The sequence below is a fragment of the Longimicrobium sp. genome (assembly GCF_048594345.1).
Classification (GTDB): domain Bacteria; phylum Gemmatimonadota; class Gemmatimonadetes; order Longimicrobiales; family Longimicrobiaceae; genus Longimicrobium.
On record NZ_JBMDXM010000022.1, the window covers coordinates 1 to 21,614 of the forward strand.

The window sequence follows — 21,614 nt, forward strand, 5'->3', positions numbered from 1 at the left end:
GTTCACCCGTTCACCCGTTCACCCGTTCACCCGTTCACCCGTTCACCCGTTCACCCGTTCACCCGTTCACCCGTTCACCCGTTCACCCGTTCACCCGTTCACCCGTTCACCCGTTCACCCCTACACCCCTACACCCCTACACCCCTACACCCCTACACCTGCCCCCTCTCCGTCCCCTGCGAGAGAACCACCGTCCCATGCCGGGGACGGGACGGGCGGACGGGTGAAGCATGCAGGCTTGCTAAGTGGTTGCATCGCATTATCTTGAAAAACAGGCCCAACCCGGAACGGCGCTTGCCCTGCCACGATGGGCGTTAGACCGCAGCACCACCCCGGAGATGACTCCCATGCGCAACAAGATTCTGGCGGGCCTGGCCCTGGCCGCGCTGGCCGCCGTGCCCGCGGCCGCGGCACCGTCGCCCGCGCTGATGCTGGATGCCGAGGCATCCGTCCTCGCAGCCGCAAAGTCCGCCGCCCAGAGCGGCGGCGTGCGGGTGTGGGTCGACAACCACCGTGACTTCTTCCGCTCCTCCGACCGCCTGCGCGTGCGCGTGCGCTCGGAGCATGACGGTTACCTGGCGGTGTTCCACATCGACACCAACGGCGACGTCGACATCCTCTATCCCCGCAGCGAGCACGACGACGGGTGGGTGGAGCGCGGCCGCACCCTTACCCTGGGCTCGCGCGGCCGGTACGACCATCTGAACGTGCGCGGCGGGCACGGCGTGGGCTACGTGATGGCCGTGGCGCTCGAGGAGCCGCTGGAGCTGTGGCGCGTGCGCGACCTGTACCGCCCGCGCTTTGCCGGCTGGGACGCCGACCGCAGCATCTACGGCGACCCGTTCTACGCCATGGACGAGATCGTCCGCGCCGTGGTGCCGGAGACCTCGTACGGCTACGAGTCGGTGGACTACTACACCTACCACATCGGCCGGCGCTACGAGTACCCGCGCTACGCCTGCTACGACGGCTACGGCGACTGGTACAGCGACTACAGCTACAGCTACTACGGCCGGTCGCGCTGTGACCGCGTGCGCGTGATCCTCATCAACCGTCCCTGGTACTACGACACGTACCGGTGGCGGGGCAGCCGGCGCGTGTACTACGACCGTTACTACCGCACCGCCGCCCGCAACCGCCCGCTGCACGGCTACAAGGAGCGCACGGAGAGCTACGCGCCCCCCGCCCGCAGCACGGCCCAGCGCCGTCCCGGCTCGTCCAGCGCCGGCACGCCCGCGGCGCGCGGCGGCGTGAGCTCGGCCCGCCCGGAGAGCACGCGTCCCACGCGTGAGGGTACGGTTTCGTCGCGGCCGGAGACGCGCCCGGGGCGTGAAGGGGCGGTTTCGTCCCGGCGTCCGGAGAACGGGGGGAGCAGCGGCGGCGCGGCGTCGCGCCGGCCGGAGAGCACGGAGCGCGCCGGCCCCTCCAGCCGTCCGGAGCGCGGCACCTACGAGCCGCGGGTGCGTGACCGCGGTGAGGGCCGTGGCGCCGGTGAGCCCCGCGCCAGCGGCCGTCCCGACGGCGGGGCGTCGCAGCCGCGCCAGCCGGAGCAGTCGTCGGCGCAGCCGCCGCAACAGGACAAGCCGGTGGAGCCGGCGCGCGAGCGCCCCACCTTCCAGCGCCGCCCCAGCGAGCGTTCGGCCGAGCCCCGGCGCGAAAGCCCGCCGCGCAATTCCGAGCCCCGCCGCGAGTCGCCTCCGTCGCGCTCGGCAGAGCCGCGCCGTGAGTCTCCGCCGGCCCGCAGCGCCGAGCCGCGCCGCGAGTCGCCCCCGGAGCGCAGCTCGGAGCCGCGCCGCGAGTCGTCGCCGTCCCGCGGCAGTGGCGGCGGCAGCCGGACCCGTCCGGGCTGACCCACCACCGCACGAATCCACGCCGCGCCGGCACTTGCTGCCGGCGCGGCGTTCGTTTGTCGGACATCACACGGGCGGCATCTAATGCCGTTTCTCGCAGTTCGTTGTGCGATCAGAGGAACGACGGAAAAGCATGATGCGGAGGCGCGGAGGAACTGATGAGGCGCGGAGGCGTTTTGGGCGTTCCCTCCGCGCCTCTTCTGTTTTCTCCGCGCCTCCGCGTGAAAATCGTTCCCCTCACTGCACATCGAAATCCGGGAGATGGTATAACTCTCGTGTGACGCGAGCGCCAACCGTTGATTTCCCGAGGGAGCGCCACAGCGATCCTGAACCATCACAACCGCCTGTGCGCGATTGAAGGATCTCGTCTGCGTGACCGAGGAACTTGGACGGCTCGTGGGGCTGGGCCTTGCGCGACCCGACAAAGATCCTTCGGTCGCGCGCAAGTTTTTGTGGTTGATGAAGTTACGGGCGTGCGCTCCCTCAGGATGACACCGTGGGGCAAAAGACAGCGGAGGCAACGGGGGCAGATCGCGCCCGTTGCCTCCGCTTCACATCAGATTCTACTTCACGCACTCACGCACTCACGCACTCACGCACTCACGCACTCACGCACTCACGCACTCACGCACTCACGCACTCACGCACTCACGCACTCACGCACTTCCGACTCACCGCATGGTCGTGTCGCTGCGGCCGCCGAGGCCAAAGGTGGCGATCCAGCCGCTGCGCTCGTCGTCGCCGCTGCCGCTGGTGACGCGGGCGACGCCCAGCTGGATGGGGCCCAGCGACAGGCCGCCGGAGAGCAGCGATCCATCCTCCATGTCCGTCGCCAGGCCGGCGCGCAGCGTGATCAGGGGGATCTTCTGCTGCACGCCAAAGCTGAGCTGCTGGTCCCACAGCGCGCCGGCCGGCGAATCATCCAGCTCGGACTGAAAGGCGGCGGCCAGCGTGGTGCCGGTGCCCAGGCGGTACGCGGCGCCCGCGCGCAGCACGGTGGGCAGCCCCTGGTCGCGCAGGGCCAGCACCGAATCCGCCAGGCGGCCGAACGGCTGCACCGCGTCGACGGCCTGGTTGTACTCGCGCTCGCTGTCCTCGTACTCCGCCTGCAGCGTTTCGGGATCGCCGTTCTGGTAGTCGTCGGCGTTAAGCGTCACGGTGCGCACGCGCAGGTCGTCGCTCCACTCCACGCTTTTGAACACGTTGTCGACCGCGGCGCTCAGCGTGAGGCCCGGGATGGGCTCCGCCGCCACGCCCAGGTCGACGCCAAAGCCGTTGCCGCCGGTGCTCCCCACGCCCGCGTAGGTCACCTGGATGTCGGTGGGGACGCGGAAGCCGGAGACGACGCTGAACGTGGTGTCGACGTCCACCAGCGCCGAGCGGACCAGCTCGCGCGGGATGTAGTAGTGCGCGGTGGCGCCCACGCTTACCGGCCCCACGCGGTGGCCGTACGCGGCGGCGATGTCCCAGAACGCCGCGCGTGTGCCCGCGGTGTTGTCGATGGTGTAGGTGTTCTGCGGGTCGAAGCCGTTCAGCACCAGGTCGACGATGCTCTTGTTGACGGTGTGGCTTCCCACGATCTGGTAGCTGAGGCCCACGGCGAAGCGGCGCACCTGCAGCGCCACCAGCGGAGCGCGGAGGTCCGCGTCGAATCCGGTGCCGCCGGCGGGGATCTCGGCCAGCAGGTCCGCGCGCTCCTGCTCGCTCAGGTCGTTGTACTCGATCAGGTCCTGCAGGTCGCCGGTTTCGATGCCGCGCGTGCCCAGGCCCAGGGACAGGGTGGGGATGCCGGCGGACCAGTGCGGGCTGTTGGGCAGGCCCAGGTTGGCCGGGTTTTGCCACAGCGACTCGTGCCCGCGCGCCACGCCGACGTACGCGCCGCCCATTCCCAGCGCACGCGGGGTAAGCGGCACCTGCGCGGACAGGGGAGCCGCGGCCAGCGTGGCGCCGGCGGCGGCAAAAGCCAGACGGTGAAATCTCATCTCTGCGTGTGGTGGTTGGATGGAGGATGGCCTGCGGATGCACCGCGCGCCCGGAGGGTTCGGGCGGGGAAGCACGCGTGGATTGGATCGGGGACCCCGCCGCCGTGTCCGCCGTTCTCGCGGAGGCCCGGCGCCGGGCGCGGGAAAATAGCGAGATTGTCGCGGCGGATCAATCGCCGGGGCGGGTTGTATCCTGACGCGCGGCCCGGGCGGGATCCGCGTCCAACCAGCGCGTGAGGGCGGCGCGGAGGGCCAACGGCGGGGGTCCGTCACCATCCGCGAAGCGCCGTTCGCCGGCCGCGCCTGAACGCGCCTTACCCCCGCCGACGCGCCGGGGCTTTCTACAACCGGCGCAGAGGGGTTAACTTTCAGTGCTTTGCACGGACCGGGCACCATCCATTTCTGATCGGGAATCGCACGTTGCGACTGGACCATATCCGCAATTTCTGCATCGTCGCGCACATCGACCACGGAAAGAGCACGCTGGCCGACCGCCTGCTGGAGACCACGGGTACGCTCCAGATGCGCGAGATGAAGGACCAGGTGCTCGACTCCATGGACATCGAGCGCGAACGGGGGATCACCATCAAGCTGAACGCGGTGCGCATGCGCTACAACGCGCGTGACGGCCGCGAGTACCAGCTGAACCTGATCGACACCCCCGGCCACGTGGACTTTACGTACGAGGTGTCGCGCTCGCTGGCCGCGTGCGAAGGGGCGATCCTCGTGGTGGACGCGTCCCAGGGGGTGCAGGCGCAGACTCTGTCGAACCTGTTTCTGGCGATGGAGGCGGGGCTGGAGATCATCCCCGTGCTCAACAAGATCGACCTGCCGGGCGCGGAGCCGGAGCGGCGCCGTGCGGAGCTGGTGGACCTTCTGGGCGTGGATCCGGACGACGTGATCGCCGCCTCCGCCAAAGCGGGGATCGGCATCGCCGACATCCTGGAAGCGGTGGTGGCCAAGGTGCCGCCGCCGCAGGGCGACCCGGCCGCGCCGGCGCGCGCGCTGATCTTCGATTCGTACTACGACAAGTACGTGGGCGCGGTGCCCAGCATACGCGTGGTGGACGGCGTGCTGAAGCCGGGGATGCGCATCGCGTTCGGCAGCAACGACTCGGTGTATCCCATCGACGAGGTGGGGTACCTGCAGCTGGGGCGCTTTGCCGCCAAGGAGCTGCGGCCGGGCGAGGTGGGATACGTGATCGCCGGCATCAAGCGCGTAGCCGACACGCGCAGCGGCGACACCATCCTGGACGCGGACAACCCCGCGGGGGAGCTGCTTCCCGGCTACCAGGAAGTAAAGCCGATGGTGTTCGCGGGGATCTATCCCACCGACACCGAGCAGTACGAGGACCTGCGCGACGCGCTGGCCAAGCTCAAGCTGAACGACGCCTCCCTCGTATACGAGCCGGAGACGTCGCTGGCGCTGGGCTTCGGGTTCCGCTGCGGGTTCCTGGGGCTGCTGCACATGGAGATCGTGCAGGAGCGGCTGGAGCGCGAGCACAACCTGGACCTCATCACCACCGTACCGAACGTAAAGTACACGGTGAAGATGACGGACGGGGCGGAGCTGTGGGTGGAAAGCCCCAGCACGCTGCCGGATCCCACCAAGATCGACGTGATCGAGGAGCCGTACGTGCGCGCGCGGGTGCTGTGCCCGGCGGAGTACATTGGCGCGGTGCAAAAGCTGGCGCACGAGCGGCGCGGCAACTTCATGGGGATGACGTATCCGGACCCCATGCGGGTGGAGCTTTCGTACGAGCTGCCGCTGGCGGAGATCGTGCTGGACTTCTACGACCGTTTGAAGTCGGCCACTCGCGGCTACGCGTCGCTGGACTACGAGATGGTGGGCTACCGGCCCAACCCGCTGGTCAAGCTGGACATGCTGATCAACAGCGACCCGGTGGACGCGTTCAGCGTGATCATCCACCGCGACAAGGCGTATGAGTACGGGCGCACCATCGCGGAAAAGCTGAAGGAGCTGATCCCCCGGCAGCAGTTCGAGGTGGTGATCCAGGCGGCGATCGGCAACAAGATCATCGCCCGCGAAAGCAACAGCGCGCTGCGCAAGAACGTGACGGCCAAGTGCTACGGCGGCGACATCAGCCGTAAGCGCAAGCTGCTGGAGAAGCAGAAGGAAGGAAAGAAGCGGATGAAGCAGGTGGGGACGGTGGAGATTCCGCAGGAGGCTTTCCTGGCGGTGCTGCAGATCGGCTCCGGCTGAGGAAGAAGTACGGAGTACGAAGGTACGAAGGTACGGAGGTACGAAGGTACGGGGGTACGGAGGTACGGAGGTTTGGAGGTACGATGCGGGCCGGGGCGATACGCTCCGGCCCGCGGTGCGTTTGTGAGGCGGCGGGGGCGGGGTTAGAATGTGGGCCGCGCGGCCAGGGGGCGGCGCGACCTTCTTTCGGACGATGGGACGAGTGCGACTGCCGATTATCGCGGGACGGCTGCGGGGGCGCTGGTGGCTGCCGGCCAGCCGCGGCAAGATCCTTCGCATCCTGAACGGCACCTACGAGCGCGAGCAGACGCGGCTGTTCGAACAGCTGCTGCGGCCCGGCGGCGTGGTGCTGGACGTGGGCGCCAACGTGGGATACTACACGCTGCTCGCCTCCGTCCTGGTGGGCGACGGCGGGAGCGTGCACGCGTTCGAGCCGGAGCCGCGCAACGCGGAGTTCCTGCGGCGCCACCTGCGCATCAACGGGCGGCGCAACGTCACCGTGCGGCAGGCGGCGGTGAGCGACCGCGCGGGGACGGCACGCTTCCAATTCGGCACGGGGAGCGGGACGGGGCACCTGGCCCAGGCGGGGGGGCTGGAGGTGCGCACGCTGCGGCTGGACGACTACTGCGCGGAGCACGCACTGGTGCCTGCCGCCCTCAAGATCGACGTGGAGGGCGCGGAGATGAGCGTGCTCATGGGCGCGCGCGAAACGCTGGCGAGGCATCGGCCGACGATCTTTCTTTCCACCCACGGGGCAGAGGTGCACGCCGCCTCGCTCGCCTTGTTGCACGGGCTGGGTTACCAGCTGCGGCCCATCCTGGGCGGCGACGTGCAATCCACCACCGAAGTGCTGGCCACGCACGGCGAGGCCTGAGCCGTGCGGCTGTCCGTCATCGTATCCACCTACAACAAGCCGCACGACCTGGAACGCGTGCTCCACGGCTACGCGGCGCAGACGGACCGCGCCTTTGAGCTGCTGGTGGCCGACGACGGCTCCGGTCCGGAGACGGCGGCGGTCATCGAGCGCGTCCGCGGCCAAGCGGGGTTGCCGGTGGTCCACGTGTGGCACGAGGACCGGGGGTTCCGCAAATCCGAGATCATGAACCGGGCGATCGTCGCGTCCACGGGCGACTACCTGCTGTTTACGGACGGCGACAGCATTCCCCGCGCGGACTTGGTGGCGACCCACCGCGCGCTGGCCCGGCCCGGCGCGTACCTGGCCGGCGGATACCTGAAGCTGAGCGACCAGGCCAGCAAGGCGATCACGGTGGATGACGTGCGCGCCGGCCGCATGGTGGACCTGCGCTGGCTGCGCGCGAACGGCTGGCGGCCGGGACGCCGGGCGCTGCGGCTGGTGCGCTCGCCCGTGCTGGCGGCGGCGCTGGACCGGCTGACGCCCACGGCGCCGCTGTTCGCGGGGAACAACGCGTCCGTCTGGCGCGAGGCGATGTTCGCGGCCAACGGCTTCGACATGGAGATGGGGTACGGCGGGCTGGACCGCGCGGTGGGCTACCGGCTGGTGAACCTGGGCGTGCGCGGGATTCAGGTGCGCCATCGCGCCGTCTGCATGCACCTGCACCACCAGCGCCCGTACAAGGACGCGGAGGGAATGCGCCGCAACCGCGAGATCCTGGAATCCATCCGGCGCACGGGGCAGACGCGGGCGCGGCGGGGGATCGCGGAGCTGGAGGCGGATGCGTCGCTGCGGATCCTGAGGGAGTAGGGAATAGGGAATAGGGAATAGCGGGACAGGGGAGAGATCGGCCGCCGGGATGGTTCCCGGTCGTGGAGCGATTCACCTCACGCCATCGCATGTGCGCTCGACATCCACTCTGTCCACGGTGTGCACCTGTGGTCCTCAGCGGGCTTTCACGGCAACCCGGCGGATGTTAGGTTGCCGCATCCCCCAGCCCCGCCGCGCCGGTACGCGGCCCACGACAGCAGACTGCGTATGACGCCCGGAACGGCCGAGAAAAAGTGGATCGTCGGTGTGGACCTTGGCGGCACCAACATCGTCGTGGGGCTGGTGCCGATCGCCGGCGGCGACGTGCTGGGGCTGCGCACGCTTTCCACCGACAGCCACCGCGGCGCCAAGTTCGTGGTAGACCGCATCGTGGGGATGGTGGAAGAGGCGATCGCCGAGGTGACGCAGCAGCACGGCACCACCCGCGGCGCGGTGGCGGGCGTGGGGATCGGCTCGCCGGGGCCGCTGGACCGCAAGACGGGTACGGTGATCAACACGCCCAACCTGGGCTGGCGCAACTTTCCCCTGCGCGACTTGGTGAGCAACCAGGTAAAGCTGCCCTGCACGCTGGACAACGACGCCAACTGCGCCACCTACGGCGAGTGGTGGCTGGGCGCCGGCCGCGGGGTCGACTCGCTGGTGGGGCTTACGCTGGGGACGGGGATCGGCGGCGGGATCGTGCTCAACGGGCAGATCTACCACGGCTGCAGCGACGTGGCGGGTGAGATCGGCCACATGACCATCGACAGCAACGGGCGCCGCTGCAAGTGCGGCAACTACGGCTGCATCGAGCAGTACGCCAGCGGCCCCGCCATCGCCGTGCGCGCGGTGGAGGGGATCGAGGCCGGGGCGGAGACGGTGCTGGTGGACATGGTGGGCGGCAAGCTGGAAGACATTACCGCCGCGCTGATCTACGAGGCCACGGTACAGGGCGATCCGTACGCCACCGAGGTGATGAAGGACACGGCCAAGTTCCTGGGGGCCGGTGTGGCCAGCATCATCAACATCCTCAATCCCGAGATGGTGGTGATCGCCGGCGGCGTGACCCGCGCGGGCGACACGCTCTTCGAGCCGCTGCGCGCCGAGGTGCGCCGCCGCGCCTTTCGAAGCGCGCAGGAGTGCTGCAAGATCGTTCCCGCGGAGCTGCCCGGAACGGCGGGGGTGGTGGGCGCGGCGGGGGTGTTCAAGCTGGAGAACTACGGGGCGGTGTAGGGCCCTCACCCCAGGGGCCCTCACCCCGGCTCGTTCCTCGCCTGCCCCTCTCCCACAAACTGCGTGGGAGAGGGGATACACGACACGGGCTGTGGGGTGCTTCGGCGGATGCGGGGCGGAACTGCGTGGGGGAGGGAGAACGGCAGACGGTTCGTCGCGGCGGGATCGAATCCTCCCCTCTCCGTGAGGAACGAACGGGGAGGGGCCGGGGGCGGGGCCGGGGGAGGGGCACCGCGTCGGACGCAGTTCGAGGTGTTTCGCCGAGGCTCAGGTCCAGCGGTTACGATCTCCGCCGCATTGAAAGAATCCAGACGGAAGACCGGATGTTCATCCTCTGCACCAACGACGACGGATATCTCGCGCCCGGCATCAGCGTGTTGGCGGACGCGGCGCGCAGCATGGGCGACGTGCACGTGGTGGCGCCGGACCGCGAGCAGAGCGCGACCAGCCACTCGCTCACCATGCACTTTCCGCTGCGCGCGCGTGCCGTGCGCGAGGGGGTGCACCACGTGGACGGCACGCCCACGGACTGCGTGGCGCTGGCGGTTGGCGCGCTGCTGGACCGCCGCCCGGACCTGGTGCTGAGCGGCGTAAACCACGGGCCCAACATGGGTGAGGACGTGCTGTACTCCGGCACCGTGGCCGGGGCGATGGAGGCCACCATCCTGGGCATCCCCGCCGTCGCCGTGTCGTACACGGGCCGCGATTCCGAGCAGATGCAGAGCTACGGGCCGCTGCTGGAGAAGCTGCTTCCCCAGCTGGTGCGTCCGGGCGAGTTTCCGCGCGAGACGCTGCTGAACATCAACCTGCCCCCCATCGACGCGTCGGAGGTCAAGGGGGTGCAGGTGACGCGGCTGGCGCGGCGCGTGTACATCGACTCGCTGACCAAGGCGGTGGATCCCAACGGCAAGCCGTACTTCTGGATCGGCGGAGGGAACGTGGAGTGGTCGGCGCCGGAGGGGACGGACTTTCACGCCATCAACACCGGCTACGTTTCCGTCACGCCGCTGCACCTGGACCTGACCAACCACGCGCTGCTGGCGGACGTGGCCGCGTGGGACCTGAAGGTATGACGGACCGGTACGAGGGGCAGCGCCGCGCGCTGATCGGCGTGATGCAGCAGCGGGGGATCCGCGACCTGAACGTGCTGCGCGCCTTCGACACCATCCACCGGCACGAGTTCATCCCCGAATCCATGCGCCACCAGGCGTACCAGGACGCGCCGGTGCCCATCGGTTTTCAGCAGACGGCTTCGCAGCCTTCGCTGCAGGGGCTGTACATGCAGGTGCTCGACCTCAAGCCCACGCACAAGGTGCTGGAGGTGGGCACCGGGTGCGGCTTTCAGACGGCGGTGCTGGCGCAGCTGGTGGACCGCGTGTACTCCGTGGAGCGCATCCGCGAGCTGGCCGTGCGCGCGCGGGAAAGGCTGGACGAGCTGCGGATCAGCAACGTGGCCATCCTTGTTGGCGACGGAACGATCGGGTGGAGCCGGTACGCGCCGTACGACGCCATCCTGGTCGCCGCGGGCGGCCCGGAGGTACCGCGCCCGCTGATGGAGCAGCTGGCGGAGGGCGGGCGGATGCTGATTCCCGTGGGCTCGCGCACCATGCAGCGGCTGATGCTGGTGGAGCGCAAGGGTGATGCGTTCGAGCAGCGCGAGGTGACGGAGTGCACCTTTGTGCCGCTGCTGGGGCGCTTTGGATGGTCGGGCGAGGGGAGTTGATCCGCCACATTCGCGACCTGGTATGGGGCACCGTCTGTAGATTTTCGTTGACACTTTGTCTGCCCCGCCGTACGTTCCCGGTGCACACACCACCACATTCTCAGCCTCGCCGCGCGCGGAGCACGCCTCCACGCGCCGCCCGGTCCCGCACCTCCGAGCCTACATGAGCAACGGCGATTCCCTGGACGGCTTCGTCTTTCCGCCGTTCATCCCCACCGCGGCCGCACGCCCCGCCGAGCCGCCCGCGCCTCCGTCGCCCGCCCCCGTGGCCGAAGAGCCGCGCGCGGAGCCGCAGACCGGCGCGCCGCGCATGACCATGCCGTGGGACGTGGAAACGCCGATCGTCCGCGAGTCCGCCGACGCGCCGGCTGCCCCGGTGGCCGACGCGGCGGAGGACGAGGATCTGCCGTGGCTGGAGCGCCCGGAGCCGCGCGATACCGCCGCCGAGGCGCCCGCCGATGTTGCGCCGGCGCGGGACGAGGCGTTCCCCGACTGGCTGGCGTGGGACGACCGCGACACGGACGACGCGCGATCCGAGGCGGCGGGCGTGGCGCCGGTGGACGGGCTGGAAGACGTTGTTCCGGCGGATGACCTCGGTGGATTCATCGCGACGCCCCCCGCGGTGGAGTTGGCCGAGGCTACGCCGGAGCCCGCGCAGGCGGATGCGGCGGAGTCGTCGTCCTGGTCGCTGGATGCGCCGGAAGCCGTGGAGCCGCCGGTCCTGGCGGAATCCGCCGCGGAGCTGACGTTCCAGACCCCCACGGCCGCCGCGGACGCCGAGCCAACGTTCGACATCACGCTGGACGGCGGCGCGCTGACCTTCGCCGCCGCCGACGCGGAGGCTGTCAGCGAGTCGGAAACCGCCGCGGCGGACGAGCCGGTGTTCGCGGGGACGGAAGAGCCGTTCGTGGCCGACGCCTACGCGGCCCCGGAGGCCGCCGTCGCGGACTTTGCCTCGGAAGCCGCCATCACGGACCTCGCGCCGGAAGCCTTCGCGGACTTCGCCCCGGAAGCTCCCGTCGTGGACTTTGCGCCGGAAGGCTTTGCGGACGAACCCGTTATCCCGGCGTCGGAGCCGTTCGTCGCGGACGCCGAGGCCGTGATCGCCGCCGAGCCCGATCCGTTCACCGCCGCCGCCGTGCACGAGGCAGAGGCCGAGGTTCCGGCCGAAGCCGCGCCCGCTTTCGCCACCTCATCGTCGGCGACGAACGGGGTGTTCGCGGACGTGGCGACGCGGCTGGAGGAGATCGCCCGCACGCTGCGCGACCGGCCGGACGACCTGCTTTCCGGAAGCGCGTCGGACCCGCTGGCGCTGCTGGTGGCTGGCTACGTGATGGGGTACAACGCGCGGCGGTAACGCTACGGCCGGCAGGGAACGCGCGACCCTCTCCCGCCTGCCGGGGAGAGGGTCGCGGCCGTTCTGGAACCTATGTGGATTTTCGGCGCGGAACGGCGCGCCACCACACGAAAACCGCGGCTGTCGGGTCGCGTAAGGGAGTCTGCTGTGCGTACGATGTCTTGATTCGGTATTTCTTCGGTATTATCTTGGAGGCGGGCGGGTGCGGAAGCATCAGGCTCCGACCTCTTGGAAGGATACTGGAGATGAAGGACAAGCCAGAGGATCCGCGCTGGGCGAGCCTGCGCCACGTGCGGGAAGTCGCGGCGGCGCGCGTGGCGAACACCTCGCTGCGCGGGGTGGCGCGCGAGATCGGGATGAGCCCCATGGGGCTGCGCAACTTCATACACGGCACGGACCCGTACTCGCCCACGCTGCGCCGCCTGCGGAACTGGTACGTGCGGTACGCGGCCGAACGGTCAGGAACCGTGCAGCTGGAAGACGCCACCGCGGCGCTTTCCGTACTGGTGCACGACATGGACTCGGCCCCGCGCCGGGAGACCGCCGTCATCGTGCTGGACGCCGTGGCGCGCGGCTACGAGCTGAGCGGCGTCGCCAAGCCCGAGTGGATCGGCGAACTGCGGACGCGCTACGACGATTGAGCGGCCGGATGTCCGCGTCACCGCCGCTGCCCGCGGTGGCCGGTCACGCTGTTCGTATCCATCGACCGCAACAAGGGCCCCGCCAGGATCTCCCGCGGGGGCTTTCGTCCGGCGGCGTTGACCCGATCCGTGTATTTCCTTAGATTCTGCGCCGATTGCCCTCGTAGCTCAGTAGGATAGAGCGCAGGATTCCTAATCCTGAGGCCGCGCGTTCGAATCGCGCCGGGGGCACTGACGACGAACGACCGCAGCATGGCATCACCGTGCCGCGGTCGTTTTCGTTGCTCGGACATCCTATCCGCTCGCAATCGCATTCTGTCCACTGCTGATCCTGGATAGATCCTGACCGGGACGCTGGCGCGGAACCACGAGCGAACTATTCTGATTTATCCGTCCGAAAAGACTGGTATACTGTTCGTATGCTCCTCTCACCTCCGCCCTGCGCTGGGAATTAGCCTATGCAGAAGATCCGGCTCCAGCTTTCTGATCTCCACGTCGAGACCTTCGCCGTCATTCCGGGCCCGGAGGATGGACGGGGCACCGTGCTCGCCCGCTCGCACTACTTCACCGACTCCCCGGGCATGACGGGGCCCTGCGACTGCTGGACGGAGGATCATACCTGCGGAGGCTCGTGCCCCTGTGAGTCAGAGACCTGCACATGCCACTACGAGGGCACGCGGTGGTGCCCGGAAGAGGACGATACCGGGCCCTGAGCCGATCCTGCCCGTCCGGTATTCTCAGCCCACGCCTTCGGGTCTCGCGCCGGGGGCACTGATGAACGACCGCAGCATGGCCACGCGTCAGGCTGCGGTTTTCTTTTGCCCATCGTTCAGCCGGGCGCGACTGCGGGCGAGCCGCTACGCCGGTCAGCAGTCGAACACCGACCAGCAGATCCCGTTTCGCAGCCGCTGATCGTCCAGCACGAGCTCGCGGATCTCGTCGGGGAGCTGTTGGCGCTGCCAGTGGCACTCCCGCCGGCCGGCGCGCTCACCCTCGCCCGCGGGGGCGGCCGCGCGTGCGGCCTTGATGGCGTAGGCCGCGGCACCAAGCTCGTGCGCGGCGACGTGCGCCACCACGCCCGCCTGGCCGGCGGCATAGGCGGCGTGCCGGGCGGCTCCGGTCAGCACCCTCGCCGCGGCCATGGCGCCGCCGCCCGCCGCGCGGGCCTGCATCATCCTGATCTCGCCGCGCGTCCATGCGCGGATTTGCTCGATCGCCCCCCGGGGCCGCGGGTCCGACGGCTGAACGGATTCGAAGAGGGGAAGCACGTGTTCCGCGCACGCGGCCGCCCACAACGCCAGGAGCCGATGGTCGGCGTCCGTAAGCGTTCCCCCGCGGCGGAGGGTGATAAAGCGGGGATCACGGATTTTGGGGAGGATCATGGTTGCAGCCGTCGTGTTGCATCCGTCCAGCGCATTGTGTCCAGCAGGCGCGGCAGAACACCGCCCACCCACTGGACTCAGCTGATCCCGGCGCGGATGTGAAGCTCCGAACGTGGAGCGCACGCGCGCGTGGGATCAAACATGCGATTCCACAGGCCCGCTCCGCACGATCCTCTTTCGAGGATGTTATCGGCACTGTACTGTACCCAGCAAGAAACTTCCCTCCGATCTGCACCCCCTTCCGGACGCCGCGCGTTGCTTCTGAATCTGCTTTTTCCGCTGCCGGCACTGGTGGTGGGCATCCTGATCATGCGCGCGGCGGGCGTGCCCACCACCGCGTGGGGACAGAACCTGGCCGCGTGCGTGATCGGCATCCTGCTGTACTTTGTCCTGGCCCGTCCGCGCGTATCCCGGCAAGGCGAAACCGGGCTGCTGATCGCTGGCGTGCTGGCGCTGGGCGTGTTGGCCGCCACGTGGCTCGATCCCGGGTTGCAGGGCGTGCACCGGTGGCTGATGCTTGGTCCCGTGCGCGTGCACGCGGGGGCGCTGGTGCTGCCGCTGGTGCTGGCCGCGCTCGCGGGTCTGGAGCGCGCGGGGCGCAGGGGCGCTTCCACGCTGCTGGCCATCGCGACGGCTCTGGTGCTCGCGCTGCAGCCGGACGCCGCGCAGGCAACCGCCTTTGTTGCCGGGGCCGTCGTACTGCTCCTGCCACGGAGCCCCGCGGAAGGGCGTGGGTGGATCCGCCTGCTTCCGCTGGTTGTTCTGGCCGGCCTGTCATGGCTGCGGAAAGACCCGCTCGCGCCGGTCCCGCACGTGGAGGGGATCGTGGGCCTGGCCGCGGAGCAGGGGCACGTCTGGGGCATCGCGGCGGTTGCGTCGCTGCTGCTGCTTCCGGTCCCCTTCTTCGTTGCGCGCGGCCGGGGTGACGGCCGCGTGGGTCTTGCGCTCGGCGCGTACATCATCGTGACGATCCTGGCTACGGCAGTGGCGCACTTTCCCGTTCCCGTGCTGGGCCAGGGCGCATCGCCCATCCTCGGCTACTTTGTGGCGATCGGCCTCTTGAAGCGGTTCCAGGGCTCCGTTCCGCGGGGTGGGACGGAGTCGCCCGCCACCTGAGCGACGGAAATCGCCCCCGCCGGAGAGTGGAGACGAACGACCGCGGCATGGCATCGAGCCAAGCCGCGGTCGTTTCTTCTACATCTCCCCACCCATGTCCCCACTGGACCCCGCCGAAGCCCGTCGATCAGGCGGTCAGTCCAGCGCTCCGCTCGTCGAGAGGTCGAGGGGGCAGGTGCGGGCCGTGGCGCCCGCACTTGCGCCGGGGCAGGCATCGCCAGCCACTTCGGTCTGGAACGAGTCGACCGTGACCTTGTCCGCGTCCAGCGTCAGCTTGTTCATCGTGCGATCTCCAGGAAGGTGATGTCGGATCGATCGACCGGCGGCGGAGGCCGGCGGATCAGTCGTGGCAGGGACGGATCTCGGTTGTGGTGCCCGAGAGATCCGTGTTCTCGTCGGGCAGGCCGGTTTCGAAGGAATCGACCGCCAGCTCCTCCACGTTCAGCGTCAGCTTGTTCATCGTGCTCACCGGCTCTTGTGGTCAGCGGGTCGGATCGGGAAGGTCACGGGCGGCCACTGCTGGTGTTGCTGAAGAAGCCGGGGTGCGCCGTCGCGGTGGCACTCGCCGTGGGGCAGGCCCTGTTCGCCAGGCCGGTTTCGAACGAATCCACCGCGAGCTTCTCGACGTCGAGCGTGAGCTTGTTCATCGTGCGGATCTCCAGGATGTGATGTTTTGCGCCCGCCAGGCCGATGGACGGAGAATCAGGCGTAGCGGGGACCGAAGCGGACCCGCACGGAAGATGGCGCCGTTGCTTTGGCCGCAACACGCGGATGGGGCGAACCGTGCTGCAATGCAGACGAGCCGTGGAGCAAAGCCGCCAGCGGATGAAATGGAAGCCGCCGTGATTCTGCCGCTCCCGACTGGTTTCGCATACTGTTCTGATACCATCTCCCGGATTTCGATGTGCAGTGAAGGAAAAATTTAAAATTTTCACGCGGAGGCGCGGAGAAAACAGAAGAACCGCGAAGGGAACGCCAAAAGTTCCTCCGCGCCTCATCAGTTCCTCCGCGCCTCCGCGTGATGCTTTTCCGTCGTTCCTGAGCGCACAACGAACCGAGAGAGTGCAACGCAGAAGCGCCTCCAGTCTGATGGCCGGAGGCGCTTCGTACAATTGGGGCGGTTTGCTCAGGGCGTCCGGGCCGGAACCTCGAGCACGTTGCGGCTGCCGGGGTCGGTGACGCGGGCGCGGAAGCTCTTGGATGCGCCCAGCGAGCGGACGGCGGCGCTGGGGTTGAGCGCGAACTCGTGCAGGCCCGTCTGCGTGAAGTCGTCGCCGAACTTTACCGTCGCCGTCACCAGCAGCCGCATCTCGCCGGGTCCACTGACGACCAGGTCCAGGTCGCGCACCACTTCGTCCCCGGCCCGCGCCGCGCCCGTCCAGGTGGCGGCGGTCCCCGGCGCCAGCGCCAGTCCGCTGTCCGCGCTCACCTCGATGGCAAGCGACGCCGCGTCCACGCTGGGCCGCGCCACGATCCGCACCCGCCGCATTCCCGCGCGGGGATCCGGCTGCGGGACGATCTCGATGTCCACCGGCGCCGTGATCTTTGCGCCCGGGCCGGCCACCCGCGCCACGGACGGCGCGCTCGCCATGGACCGCGAATCCACCGTCTGTGCCTGAGCGGTGGCCGACATCAGCGTTGCGAGCGGGATCAAGACGAGCAGGGTGCGGTTCATGGAACGCCCTCTCGGGGAGGATGAATGGGGATCGGGCCGCTCAGTACCGCGCGAGCAGCGTAAAAGTGCCCTGGTGCGCCGCGCGGTCGCTGAGCCGCGAGCCGCTGCCGCCGCTCCAGCTGCGCACCTCGACCCGGTAGTACCCCGGCTCCAGCCGCCGCGAGATGCGTTCCGTGCCGCCCACGCCGTTCACGTCGTTGGAATGCGCCACCGGTTCGCCGTCGGCATCGTACAGGTACAGGTCCAGGTCCGCGTGGGCGGTGTCGCGCGCGGTGACGATCTTGAGCGTGATGCTGGCTTGCGCCGCCTCGGTCACCACGAACCAGTAGTGCGCCGACGAGCCCCACAGGTTGCTGCGGCGCGAGCGGCGGCTGTCCACCGCACCTTCCACGGGCGTGCCGGAGGCGAGCGGTGTGGGAAAGGGCTCCGGCGCGCGCGGGTTCTCGCCCGGCGCGTAGGCGATGCCGCGCGCCGCGAGCCCCGCCTGCAGCTGCCGGTTCTGCTTGGTGGCCGCCGCCAGCAGGTTGGCGAAGCGGAGCAGGTACACGTCGGGCTCCTTGGCCAGCTCCGCGAACGCGTTCCAGAGGGGGATGAAGCCCAGGGCGACGGAATCCCCTTCCTCCGGGGCGTCGTCGAACCAGTCCCACAGCACGCCGGCCACGGAGTGCTCGCTCCAGATCCCCGGCCGGTCGCCGGTGGGCACGTCGTCTTCCAGGTCCATCGACAGCAGCACCACCGGCCGGCCGCGATTCATCCCCGTGTCGATGTAGTGCGCGTTCCCCGTGGTGGCCGCGCCAAAGAAGTTGCCCCACCCTTCCGACCACGCCAGCCGCGGGTCCAGCTGCTCGCCAATGCTGTGGTTGCCCCCGGGGCTGGATTCGCGGGAAAAGCTGGACATCAGAAAGTGCCCGTACTCGTGGGCGATCACGTGGTCGTCGTACTCGTCGCTGTCGCGGCCGCGCTGTCCGTTGATGAACGCCACCTCCTCGCTTGGGCGAAAGAAGGTGCCGCCCATGTACGTGGTGTCCCAGCGCACCTCCACCCGCGGCAGGTTCACGTCCGGCTTTGCGGATCGCACCAATGAGTTGGCGCGCCAGATGGTGACGGCGATGTTGAACGCGCCCGCCACCCGGCTGCTGTCCGTCGCCAGCAGGTCGCGCCGCACCGTCCGTTCGCGTCCCACGCCGAACGGCTCGGAGACGATGGAAAACTCCGCGCGGTCGCCCGCGCGCACCACGGCCGCGTTCTCCGTCTGCGCCAGCGCGCGCACGTACACCTGCGCCTGGCGGGGGACGCGCACGGGGATGGAGTAGCCGCCCTTCTCGTCCGTCCACCCGCTCCCCAGCACCGTGCGCGCGGGCGACGCCACGATCTCCACCTTTACCCCCGCCGCGGGCGTGCGCACCGGCGCGTCCACCTGCAGCCCGTTGCGCCCCACGGGGATCTTTTCGTAGACGATGGTGCCGCGAAAGCTCGTCTGCGCCGCCGCCGGCGCCGCGATGCCCGCGGCGATGAAGAGGGCGAGCCGGAGGAGGCGGCGAACGAGGGAAGCACGCCGGCGGATGAAGACGATCACGTGCGGTTGTCGGGGTGCGGAGGGGGCGTCAGGCGGATGAACGGGTGCGGATGGCGCCCGTGGGGCACGGAGTATCCAATCTGCTGCCGCTTGGTTCCCTGTCAACACGAAAGCGCCTCCGGGATTGCGATCCCCCGGAGGCGCGTTCCGGCGTCGTGGACGATGCGCGGCAGCGGCTCCGCGCACCCGTCACCTTTCACCCGGCGTCATGCCGCCACCGGCTCCACCCTGCCGTCGAAGATGCGGATCGTCTGCCCGTCAAACTTGGTGAGCTCGAAGAACGCGTCGTCCTCGTTGAAGCCCAGCGACATCTCCTGCAGCAGCCCGATGGCGATCGATTCGCCGAAGGGAAGCGACTCGGTGTAGTCGCTGCGCCAGTGCACGCCCGCCGCGTTGCGGAAGGTGGCGATGTTGCCGGCCAGCTTGTTCAGCTCTCCACCCGCCGTCATCTGCCCCGCGTCCGCGCCCGTATAGAGCGTAAGGCCGGTGCCCGTCGCGTTGGCCACCACCGGGTTCTCGATGGCGGTAGTCTCGTCGAAGAACGCCTTGAGGATGGTAACGCACGCACCCGCGCCGGTGGCGTGGCCGGCGCCGTACGCGGGGTGCGTGGGAGCACCCTCGGGGAACGCCTGGGGGAGCAGGTACGAGTCGGGAAAGCGTTCTCCCGTCTGGCCGTAGTACCCCGACAGCGCCCCGGACCGCAAGGACGTGGTGATGCTGGAGTGCAGGGGATAGCTGCGCCCCTGCGTACCCGAGGTGGTGCTGAAGAGGATCTGGTTGTGCACGCGCCCGCCGTACTCCTCGGGGCGCAGCCTGCGGTGCACGCCCCACTTTTGCCACCAGACGGCCCGGATGGCCCGCCCCAGCACCTCGGTGAGCGTCTGCAGCAGGTGGATGGGTCCAAAGGTGCCGAATCCGGCCTGCGTGGGGCTTGCCGCCCCCGTCGCCGTGGGGCCGTACGGATTTCCGGGATTCCGGGGAAACTCCAGGTCGATCTGCGGCCGCCCGGTGGCCCCCGCCGCGGTGAGCTGGTTGCCGATCGGCTCCGACATCAGGATCCACGCGGCATTGTAGAACACGTCGATCACCTGGTCAAAGTGGACCAGCGTGGCGCCGTCGCGCAGGTTGCGGATAAAGCGGCGCACGGTGTCGAAGCTGTCCGCTCCACGGGTGTCCACGCCGTTCTGCGCCTGCAGCCAGTCGGAAAAGGTGGTCAGGTAGTCGACGCCCGCCGACGCGGGGATCAGGCGCTGGTCGATGTACCGCGCGCCGTACGAGATGAACCCCTCGTTGGCGTCGCGCCCCATCGCGTCGGGCTTGCGCGGGTCGGTGTTGCCCTTGAGCAGGAATTGCGAGACGTACGGCCCCACCTGCTCGCCGGGGTAGATGCCGCGGAAGACGTTCTGGCGAGAGACGGGAGCCGTGCCGCCAAAGCGCGGAAACTCGCTGTTGAGCGAGTTTACCGCGGCGCCGATCAACGCGTCGGAGCCGTAGCTCGCGAACGCCACGTCGCGGGCCAGCGCCATCCAGTACAGCTCCCCCATCTCGTGTGCCGCCACCTCGCTGTCGAAGCGGGGTGCCGGCGGCATCGTCCGCTCCTGTGCGTCGGGCCCGGCGATGTCGAAGGCCAGTCCGCCCTGCGGGTTGGTGAGTCTGATGGGGATCGCCGACCCCAGGATGATCTCGCCAAAGTCGGCGGGGTCGCGGCTTTCCAGGGCGCGCAGCAGGGTGGCGTACGAGCCGGGGTCGGGGTCGCCCAGCGCGTCGTGCTTGAGGCTCTTGGAGTAGCTGCCGGCCAGCAGCCGGGTGGGATGGTTGACCTCGTCGTTGTTGTTGGCGTGCTCCTCGTGGCGCCGTTCGGCCGCCCGGTCCGCGGCTCGCACGCGGATCTCCCGCGCGGACAGGCGCCGCTCTTCCACACGGCGCACCGGCCCGCTCTGTGGCGCGTTGACGTTGTCGAAGACGGCCACGCCGGGCGACGCGGTCGCGGCGGCGGTACCGGCGGTGAGATCCACCAGAACGCTGCTCACGTCGAAGGGCACGGGGACCACGGCGTTCTGGACCCACCGGCTCCTGTCCGGCGAGGTTTCGTAGAAAAGCCTGGACGCCCGCTCGCGAAACCGCAGCCAGCGGTGCGCGGCGGGGTCGTACGGCACGGTTTCGACGTCGGTGATGATCCCCGCGACCCGCTGGCTGCAGTACAGCACGCCGTCACTCACCAGGATGGACGCGGCATGGGCCGCGTCCAGCGTGATCGTGAGATAAACGGCGAGCTCGCGGGCGGCGCGCGGAGGCCGCACGAGCTCCACCCGGATCTCGGAATCCGTCAGGTCGTACCTGTCCGCCGACGTGTATCCCCCAAAGGTGTTCGCGACCTCGCTTTCCGGGCGGATTTCCAGCCTGTGGTTCACTTCCCTGACCGGGCCGTACGGCGCCCATTTGGAGAGATTGGTTGAGTTGTCGCTAAAGTTGTCTACCAGCGTATGTGCCTTTGCCATGATCCGCTTTCGTCTGAAAGATGCCATGCACCGCCGCCCCGCACGGGCGCCCGGTCCCCGCCGTTCCCGGTTCACCTTCGGCTCAGGTTTCGCCCAATGCTGCCGGAACGATAACGGACATCGGTTGTCCAAACAATCATTTATCGTCTCTAAACACGCGTTTATCATCGCGTGAAAGACGCCTCCCGTTGCCGGGGATGCGTCCTGCCGCGACGGCGTGGCTCACCGGTCCGGCCACTTCCCCGGATCACGCCATCATCTCGACCTTGCCGTGGGAGATCCGGAGTTTGCGGTCGTCGAACCGGGTGAGCTGAAAGAACGCGTCCTCCTCGTGGAAGCCCTGGCAGGGAACGAATGCACTTCGAGGGCGTTGATGTCCAGGCGCATATCTGCTCCTTGCGAGGGCCAAACATCACGAGGAGTAGAAGGCTAATCCTAATACCACATCCGCAAATTCACTCAGTATTCCCCAACTGCAGGTTCTCACGCAGAGGGAGCAGAGGAAGCAGAGTTTCTATAGGCAGGTCCATCTGTGTATCCACCAGCGTCTCCACCGGACCGTTCATGACGCAGGGTGGAGGATAGCCGAAGCGCCTCCCGGCGTGGATCACCGAGGCGCACCACACATCGGACGC

18 protein-coding genes and 1 tRNA gene are annotated in these 21,614 nt (G+C 68.9%); 11 read left to right on the plus strand and 8 right to left on the minus strand.

The window, feature by feature from the left end:
• Positions 1 to 347: 347 nt before the first annotated feature.
• On the plus strand, positions 348 to 1,850 hold the full coding sequence (locus ACOJUJ_RS02250) for a DUF4384 domain-containing protein (RefSeq protein ID WP_420125218.1): 1,503 nt from the start codon (positions 348 to 350) through the stop codon (positions 1,848 to 1,850).
• A gap of 671 nt (positions 1,851 to 2,521) precedes the next feature.
• Here ACOJUJ_RS02250 and ACOJUJ_RS02255 read toward each other — a convergent pair.
• Positions 2,522 to 3,832 (minus strand): DUF5723 family protein, encoded by a 1,311-nt coding sequence (locus ACOJUJ_RS02255; protein ID WP_420125219.1) that lies wholly within the window; start codon positions 3,830 to 3,832, stop codon positions 2,522 to 2,524.
• A gap of 420 nt (positions 3,833 to 4,252) precedes the next feature.
• On the opposite strand from ACOJUJ_RS02255, the gene lepA reads away from it, so the two are divergent.
• The 9 genes from lepA to ACOJUJ_RS02300 all read left to right on the plus strand — a co-directional run bounded on the left by lepA (position 4,253) and on the right by ACOJUJ_RS02300 (position 12,963).
• Entirely contained in the window at positions 4,253 to 6,055 is a 1,803-nt protein-coding gene (gene lepA, locus ACOJUJ_RS02260; protein WP_420125220.1) for a translation elongation factor 4, read from the plus strand.
• 202 nt (positions 6,056 to 6,257) lie between these two features.
• A complete protein-coding gene (locus ACOJUJ_RS02265) occupies positions 6,258 to 6,929 on the plus strand; it encodes an FkbM family methyltransferase (RefSeq protein ID WP_420125221.1) in 672 nt (223 codons plus the stop codon).
• Between the two features lie 3 nt (positions 6,930 to 6,932).
• Positions 6,933 to 7,778 carry a glycosyltransferase gene (locus ACOJUJ_RS02270; RefSeq protein WP_420125222.1) on the plus strand — a complete coding sequence of 282 codons (846 nt, stop codon included), beginning with the start codon at positions 6,933 to 6,935 and terminating at the stop codon, positions 7,776 to 7,778.
• Positions 7,779 to 8,006: 228 nt separating this feature from the next.
• Complete coding sequence (locus ACOJUJ_RS02275) at positions 8,007 to 9,011, plus strand: ROK family protein (RefSeq protein ID WP_420125223.1); 1,005 nt, start codon at positions 8,007 to 8,009, stop codon at positions 9,009 to 9,011.
• 323 nt (positions 9,012 to 9,334) lie between these two features.
• Positions 9,335 to 10,084 (plus strand): 5'/3'-nucleotidase SurE, encoded by a 750-nt coding sequence (gene surE / locus ACOJUJ_RS02280; protein ID WP_420125224.1) that lies wholly within the window; start codon positions 9,335 to 9,337, stop codon positions 10,082 to 10,084.
• Positions 10,081 to 10,734, plus strand: coding sequence for a protein-L-isoaspartate(D-aspartate) O-methyltransferase (locus ACOJUJ_RS02285; RefSeq protein ID WP_420125225.1), 654 nt, complete (start codon positions 10,081 to 10,083; stop codon positions 10,732 to 10,734). The genes surE and ACOJUJ_RS02285 overlap by 4 nt, the downstream gene beginning before the upstream one ends.
• Positions 10,735 to 10,897: 163 nt before the next feature.
• Positions 10,898 to 12,091, plus strand: a complete 1,194-nt coding sequence (locus ACOJUJ_RS02290) for a hypothetical protein (protein ID WP_420125226.1) — start codon at positions 10,898 to 10,900, stop codon at positions 12,089 to 12,091.
• Positions 12,092 to 12,336: 245 nt separating this feature from the next.
• Positions 12,337 to 12,732, plus strand: a complete 396-nt coding sequence (locus ACOJUJ_RS02295) for a hypothetical protein (protein WP_420125227.1) — start codon at positions 12,337 to 12,339, stop codon at positions 12,730 to 12,732.
• A 157-nt stretch (positions 12,733 to 12,889) separates the two neighbouring features.
• Positions 12,890 to 12,963 (plus strand) — tRNA-Arg (locus tag ACOJUJ_RS02300).
• Between the two features lie 635 nt (positions 12,964 to 13,598).
• Here ACOJUJ_RS02300 and ACOJUJ_RS02305 read toward each other — a convergent pair.
• On the minus strand, positions 13,599 to 14,114 hold the full coding sequence (locus ACOJUJ_RS02305; RefSeq protein WP_420125228.1) for a putative immunity protein: 516 nt from the start codon (positions 14,112 to 14,114) through the stop codon (positions 13,599 to 13,601).
• A gap of 255 nt (positions 14,115 to 14,369) precedes the next feature.
• On the opposite strand from ACOJUJ_RS02305, the gene ACOJUJ_RS02310 reads away from it, so the two are divergent.
• Positions 14,370 to 15,230 (plus strand): hypothetical protein, encoded by an 861-nt coding sequence (locus tag ACOJUJ_RS02310; protein ID WP_420125229.1) that lies wholly within the window; start codon positions 14,370 to 14,372, stop codon positions 15,228 to 15,230.
• 135 nt (positions 15,231 to 15,365) lie between these two features.
• Here ACOJUJ_RS02310 and ACOJUJ_RS02315 read toward each other — a convergent pair whose 3' ends face one another.
• The 6 genes from ACOJUJ_RS02315 to ACOJUJ_RS02340 all read right to left on the minus strand — a co-directional run.
• On the minus strand, positions 15,366 to 15,512 hold the full coding sequence (locus tag ACOJUJ_RS02315; RefSeq protein WP_420125230.1) for a hypothetical protein: 147 nt from the start codon (positions 15,510 to 15,512) through the stop codon (positions 15,366 to 15,368).
• 221 nt (positions 15,513 to 15,733) lie between these two features.
• Positions 15,734 to 15,877: a hypothetical protein gene (locus ACOJUJ_RS02320; RefSeq protein WP_420125231.1), complete on the minus strand. Its 144-nt coding sequence runs from the start codon at positions 15,875 to 15,877 to the stop codon at positions 15,734 to 15,736.
• Between the two features lie 479 nt (positions 15,878 to 16,356).
• A complete protein-coding gene (locus ACOJUJ_RS02325) occupies positions 16,357 to 16,863 on the minus strand; it encodes a hypothetical protein (RefSeq protein ID WP_420125232.1) in 507 nt (168 codons plus the stop codon).
• Between the two features lie 82 nt (positions 16,864 to 16,945).
• Positions 16,946 to 18,481, minus strand: a complete 1,536-nt coding sequence (locus tag ACOJUJ_RS02330) for a hypothetical protein (RefSeq protein WP_420125233.1) — start codon at positions 18,479 to 18,481, stop codon at positions 16,946 to 16,948.
• A gap of 206 nt (positions 18,482 to 18,687) precedes the next feature.
• Entirely contained in the window at positions 18,688 to 20,979 is a 2,292-nt protein-coding gene (locus ACOJUJ_RS02335; protein ID WP_420125234.1) for a hypothetical protein, read from the minus strand.
• Between the two features lie 455 nt (positions 20,980 to 21,434).
• A partial coding sequence (locus ACOJUJ_RS02340; protein WP_420125235.1) for a hypothetical protein occupies positions 21,435 to 21,614 on the minus strand: 180 nt, incomplete at its 5' end.